The organism is Micromonospora chalcea (assembly GCF_002926165.1).
GTDB lineage: Bacteria > Actinomycetota > Actinomycetes > Mycobacteriales > Micromonosporaceae > Micromonospora > Micromonospora chalcea.
Genome location: NZ_MAGP01000127.1, coordinates 44,656 through 50,655 on the forward strand (window position 1 = coordinate 44,656; position 6,000 = coordinate 50,655).

Below are 6,000 nucleotides of genomic sequence, written 5' to 3' on the forward strand. Positions count from 1 at the left end.
GACGGTCGCCGTACGCTTTCCTCCATGCGCCATGAGTGGCATCAGCTGAGTCACCCCGCCGTGGGCAGCCCTGGCCTGCAGACCAGCCGCCCGACCGCCGACTCCGCCGAGGACGCGGCCCTCGGCCTCGACCGATGGCGGGAGCTGCCGCGCGCGCAGACCCCGCCGTGGGACGACCAGGCCCAGGTCGCCGAGGTCTGCCGGGTGCTGGACACGGTTCCCTCGGTGGTCGCGCCCTACGAGGTCGACCAGCTGCGGCAGCGGCTGGCCCTGGTCTGCGAGGGCAAGGCGTTCCTGCTCCAGGGCGGTGACTGCGCCGAGACGTTCGCCGACAACACCGAGAGCCACCTGCTCGCCAACGCCCGCACGCTGCTCCAGATGGCCATCGTGCTCACGTACGGCGCGTCGCTGCCGGTGGTCAAGGTGGCCCGGGTGGCCGGCCAGTACACCAAGCCCCGGTCCCTGCCGACCGACGCCCGGGGGCTGCCCGCCTACCGCGGCGACATGATCAACTCGCTGGAGGCCACGCCGGAGGCGCGGGTCGCCGACCCGCAGCGCATGATCCGGGCGTACGCCAACTCGGCCGCCGCGATGAACATGCTCCGGGCGTACCTGGCCGGCGGCCTGGCCGATCTGCACGCCGTGCACGACTGGAACAAGGACTTCGTCCGGCAGTCCCCGGCCGGGGAGCGCTACGACGCGATCGCCCGCGAGATCGACCGGGCACTGGCCCTCATCCGGGCCTGCGGGATGACCGACGACGAGGCGCTGCGCACCGTCACGCTCTACTGCTCGCACGAGGCGCTGGCGCTGGAGTACGACCGGGCGCTGACCCGGATTTCCGACCACAAGGCGTACGGCCTGTCCGGGCACTTCCTCTGGATCGGCGAGCGGACCCGGCAGATCGACGGCGCGCACATCGACTTCATCTCCCGCATCGCCAACCCGATCGGCGTCAAGCTCGGCCCCACCACCACGCCGGACGAGGCGATCGAGCTCTGCGAGAAGCTCAACCCGGACAACATCCCCGGCCGGCTCACGCTGATTAGCCGGATGGGCAACCACCGGGTACGCGACGCGCTGCCGCCGATCGTGGCGAAGGTCACCGCCGCCGGCGCGAAGGTCGTCTGGCAGTGCGACCCGATGCACGGCAACACGCACGAGTCCTCGAACGGCTACAAGACCCGGCACTTCGACCGGATCGTGGACGAGGTGCTCGGCTACTTCGAGGTGCACCGCGGCCTCGACACCCACCCGGGCGGCCTGCACGTCGAGCTGACCGGCGAGGACGTCACCGAGTGCCTCGGCGGCGCCCAGGGCATCGAGGACCTCGACCTGCCCGACCGGTACGAGACCGCCTGCGACCCCCGGCTCAACACCCAGCAGTCGCTGGAGTTGGCGTTCCTGGTGGCGGAGATGCTCCGTGGGTGAACTGATCGATCTGCGGACGGACACCGTGACCCGGCCGACGCCGGGGATGCGGGAGGCGATGGCCGCCGCCGAGGTGGGCGACGACGTCTACGGCGAGGACCCGACAGTCGCCGCCCTGGAGGCGGAGGTGGCCGCGCTGTTCGGCCACGAGGCGGCGCTGTTCGCCCCGAGCGGATCGATGGCCAACCAGATCGCGCTCCAGTTGCACGTGCCGCCCGGCGACGAGTTGCTCTGCGACGCCGACGCGCACGTGGTCACGTACGAGGTGGGGGCCGCCGCCGCGTACGGTGGGATCTCCTCGCGGACGTGGCCGGCGGTGGGCGCGGACCTGGACCCCGACGTGGTCGCCGGGATGATCCGGCCGGACGGCTACTTCGCGGTGCCGACCCGCGCGATCGCGGTGGAGCAGACCCACAACCGGGGCGGCGGCGGGGTGATCCCGCTGCCGACGCTGCGCCGCATGCGCGAGGTCGCCGACGAGCACGGGGTGGCGCTGCACTGCGACGGCGCCCGGATCTGGCACGCGCACGTCGCGGACAGGGTGCCGCTGGCCGGGTACGGCGAGCTGTTCGACACGCTCTCGGTGTGCCTCTCCAAGGGCCTCGGCGCGCCGGTCGGCTCGCTGGTGGTGGGCAGCGCGGAGAAGATCGCCCGCGCGCGGGTCCTGCGCAAGCGGATGGGCGGTGGCATGCGGCAGGTCGGCATTCTTGCCGCCGCCGGCCGGTACGCGCTGGCGCACCACGTCGAGCGGCTCGCCGAGGACCACGCGAAGGCGGCCCGGCTGGCCGAGGCGGTCGCCCCGCACGGGGTGCTCGCGTCGGTGGTGCGCACGAACATCGTGCCGCTGGACCTGACCAAGCACCCTCTCGACGCGCACGCGCTGGCGGCGGCCGCGCGGGAAGCCGGTCTGCTGATCTCGGTGCTCGGCCCGCGTACCGCCCGGTTGGTGACCCACCTGGACGTCACCGACGAGCAGATCGACAGCGCCGCCACCATCCTCGACACCGCCCTGCGCGCCTGACCGCCCTGCCCATCTCGCCTCGTTGATCAAGGAGTTTGTGTCCGATCCTGCGCCGGATCCGGACACAAACTCCTTGATCAACGCTGTGGCGAGGGCCGAGGGCGGGGAAGCGGGGGGGCGTCAGGGGCGCAGGCGTTTGAGGGTGGCGATGTCGGCGGCGTGGCCGACGTGCTTCTCCGTGGGGGTCTCCACCAGCACCGGTACGCCGGCGGTCGCCGGATGGCGCATCAGCTCGGCGAACGCCGGTTCGCCGATGGTGCCCTTGCCGATGTTCTCGTGCCGGTCCCGGGTGGAGCCGCACAGGTCCTTCGAGTCGTTCGCGTGCACCAGCCGCAGCCGGTCGGCGCCCGCCTTGGCGACCAGCGTGTCGAGCGTGGCGGTCATGCCGCCCTCGGCGGCCAGGTCGTGCCCGGCCGCCCAGGCGTGACAGGTGTCGAAGCAGACGCCCAGCATCGGGTGCCGGTCGACCGCGTCGAGGTAGGGGCCGAGGTGCTCGACCCGGGACGCCAGTGACCGGCCGCCCCCGGCGCTCGGCTCGACCAGCAGCATCGGCCCGCCGGTGGCCGCGGTCTCGTCGAGCAGCGGGAGCAGCGACTCCCGGACCTGCCGCAGGGCCGCCTCGGCGTGCCCGGCGTCCACCGAGCTGCCGGCGTGGAACACCACGCCCTCGGCGCCGATCGCCCGGCCCCGCCGCAGCGCGTGGGCGAGCGTCTCCGCCGACCTGGTGACCGTCGCGGGGGTGGGGGAGCCGAGGTTGACCAGCAGCGACGCGTGGATGAACACGGGCAGGCCACGCTCGGCGCAGCCGTCGCGGAACAGCGCGTCCTGCGCCGGGTCACCGGCCGGCAGCGCCCAGCCACGCGAGTTCGAGACGTAGACCTGCACCACCTCGGACTCGGCCGCATCCGCGTACGGCAGGGCCGCCCGCGCCAGGCCACCGGAGGTGGGGGTGTGCGACCCCACCGGCCGGCACCCGTTCGCCGCGCTCACAGGCACGTCACAGTGATCGTGGTGCCCGGCGGCACCGGCGTGTTCTCGGCCGGGTTCTGGATCCGGACGATGCCGTTCGGGTTGAGCTGGATGTTGACCGGGAAGCCCTGGCTCTCCAGCGTCTGCTTGGCCTGCTGGCAGGGCATGTCGACCACCCGGGGCACGGCCACCTGCGGCGGGCCCTTGCTGATCTCCAGCTTGACCTGGGCGCCCTTTTCCACACCGGTGCCGTCGGCCGGGCTCTGGCCGAGGATCTCGTCCTTCGGCTTGTCGGACTCCTTGACGTTCTCCACCGGCTTGAGCCCGAGCCGCGCGAGGATGGCGCGCGCCTCGGTGAGGCTCTTGCCGACCAGGTCGGGCACGCTCACCGGGGCGCGGCCCTTGCTGAGGATCAGCGTCACCTTGGCCCCGGGCTTGACCTCAGTGCCCACCTTCGGGTCGGTGGCCAGCACGACACCCGCCGGCAGCGCGTCGTCGTAGCGGGAGCTGCCCTTGGCCGCGACCAGGTTGAGACCCTCCAGCTCCACCTGGGCGAGCGCGAAGTCCTTGCCCACCACGTCCGGCACCGGCAGGCGCTCCGGACCGAGCGACAGGGTCAGCGTGATCGTGCCGCCCTTGACGATCCGGGCGGCCGAGCCCGGCGCCTGCCCGAGCACGGTGTCCTTCGGGACGTTCTCGTCGTACCGGGGGTCGGCGTAGCGCAGCGTGAAACCACCGCGCTGGGCCTGCGCCTCCGCCTCGGCCTTGGTGAGGCTCACCATCTGCGGCGCGACCGTGTAGCGGCCCACGCCGAACCACCAGCCGCCGACGGCGGCGACCAGGCCGAGCACCACGACCGCCGCGGCGACGGCCAGCCGGCCGCGCGGCGAACCCATGATCCGGGTACGCAGGGCGGCGAACCGGGCGCCCACCCCCTCCGGTTCGGCGGCGCGTCGGCGGTGCGGGCGCTGCGTGGCGGCGCCCTCGGGCAGCCGGGCCCACGACGGGCGCTCGATCGGCTGCAGCGCGGCCACCACCTGCGTCGGCTGGCTCAGCACCGCCGTGTCGTCGCTGAGCTGACGCAGGACAGTGGTGTGCGTGTGCGGGTTGCCCAGTTCCTCGCGGGCCGCCTGCACCTCGGTCAGCAGCGCCGCGGCGTCGGCCGGACGGGCGGCCGGGTCGCGCCGGGTGGCCCGGGCGACGAGCGCGTCGACAGCCGGCGGCAGCGCCGGAACCAGCGTGGACGGGGCCGGCACGTCCCGGTCGACGTGCTGCCAGGCGACCTCCACCGGGCGGTCGCCGTCGTAGGGCACCCGGCCGGTGAGCATCTCGAACAGCACGATGCCGGCCGAGTAGACGTCGGTGCGCGGGTCGGCGTGGCCCTGGGTGACCAGCTCCGGCGCCACGTACGCCACCGTCGCCATGAGCTGGTTGCCGTTCTCGTCCTCCGCGCTCGCCTCGACGGCCCGGGCCAGCCCGAAGTCGGCCACCTTGACCACGCTGTCGACCAGGTCGCGGCTGCCGCCGGCGGGCACCTCGGCGACCAGGACGTTCTCCGGCTTGACGTCGCGGTGCACCAGGCCGGCCCGGTGCGCGGCGGCGAGCGCGGCGAGCACCTGCTCGGTGATCGCGAGCGCCTCGTCCGGGTTCAGCCGGCGGCGCTCGGCGAGCACGTCACGCAGCGTGCGGCCGCGCACGTACTCCATCACCAGGTACGGCAGGCCGGCGTGGATGCCCTGGTCGTAGACCGCCACCACGTTCGGGTGGGTGAGCCGGGCGATCGTCTTCGCCTCGTCGGTGAACCGCTCGACGAACCCGGCCATCCGGGCCCGGGCCTGCGGCGCCTGGGTCGGGTGAATGATCTTGACCGCCACGGTGCGCTCCAGGCGCTCGTCGGTGGCGGTGTACACGGTCGCCATGCCGCCACGGGCGACGCGACCGCGAATGCGGTAGCGCCCCTCGATCAGCGAGCCCAGCAACGTGTCGGCGACCTGTGTGTCCATCGGCAGGCAGTCTATGTGTCGGAAGGGTGAACGTAGAACAGGATGCTACCGCCGGGTTGGGACACCGGTGGCCCGGCGCGCTCCGGCGCAGGTCGGGGGGTGCCGTGCACCGGATCCGGCGGGCACGTGGCAGGGTGGTCGGGTGACCGATTCCGTACCCGCCGAGACCGGCGCCGACCTGGCCGGACCGGCCGACCCGGCCGGCTGGCTGACGCTGCCCGACGTGGCCGAGCGCCTGGACCTGTCGATCAGCAAGGTGCACCAGATGATCCGCGACCGCGAGCTGCTCGCGGTGCGCCGCGACGGCGTCCGCCGCGTCCCGGCCGACCTGGTGGCCAACCGCACCGTGCTCAAGCACCTGCCCGGCGTGCTCAACCTGCTCGCCGACGCCGGGTACGACGACGAGGAGGCGCTGCGCTGGCTCTACCGGGAGGACCCGTCGCTTCCCGGCACCCCCGCAGTGGCCCTCGGCGGCGACCTGGCCCGCGAGGTCAAACGCCGAGCCCAGGCCGTGGCCTTCTAACCCACCCCCCCCCTCCCTCCTCTACTCACCCCCCACCCTACCCGACCGAGGCT

General features: G+C 73.4%; 5 protein-coding genes. 3 read left to right on the top strand and 2 right to left on the bottom strand.

Features of this window, described 5'->3' with window-relative positions; translation table 11 throughout:
• Positions 1-24 precede the first annotated feature (24 nt).
• Together BAW75_RS20580 and BAW75_RS20585 are read left to right on the top strand one after the other, a co-directional pair.
• Positions 25-1,431 carry a class II 3-deoxy-7-phosphoheptulonate synthase gene (locus BAW75_RS20580; protein WP_104114579.1) on the top strand — a complete coding sequence of 469 codons (1,407 nt, stop codon included), beginning with the start codon at positions 25-27 and terminating at the stop codon, positions 1,429-1,431.
• A gap of 1 nt (position 1,432) precedes the next feature.
• Positions 1,433-2,452, top strand: coding sequence for a threonine aldolase family protein (locus BAW75_RS20585; RefSeq protein WP_104114584.1), 1,020 nt, complete (start codon positions 1,433-1,435; stop codon positions 2,450-2,452).
• Between the two features lie 120 nt (positions 2,453-2,572).
• On the opposite strand, the gene BAW75_RS20590 is transcribed toward BAW75_RS20585, so the two are convergent.
• Both BAW75_RS20590 and pknB read right to left on the bottom strand, forming a co-directional pair.
• The gene (locus BAW75_RS20590; protein WP_208635282.1) at positions 2,573-3,442 is read right to left on the bottom strand and encodes a deoxyribonuclease IV; all 870 of its coding nucleotides are present in this window, start codon (positions 3,440-3,442) and stop codon (positions 2,573-2,575) included.
• On the bottom strand, positions 3,439-5,424 hold the full coding sequence (pknB, locus tag BAW75_RS20595) for a Stk1 family PASTA domain-containing Ser/Thr kinase (protein WP_064445208.1): 1,986 nt from the start codon (positions 5,422-5,424) through the stop codon (positions 3,439-3,441). The genes BAW75_RS20590 and pknB overlap by 4 nt, the downstream gene beginning before the upstream one ends.
• Positions 5,425-5,566: 142 nt before the next feature.
• On the opposite strand from pknB, the gene BAW75_RS20600 reads away from it, so the two are divergent.
• Positions 5,567-5,947, top strand: coding sequence for an Rv2175c family DNA-binding protein (locus tag BAW75_RS20600; protein ID WP_043329433.1), 381 nt, complete (start codon positions 5,567-5,569; stop codon positions 5,945-5,947).
• Positions 5,948-6,000: the final 53 nt, after the last annotated feature.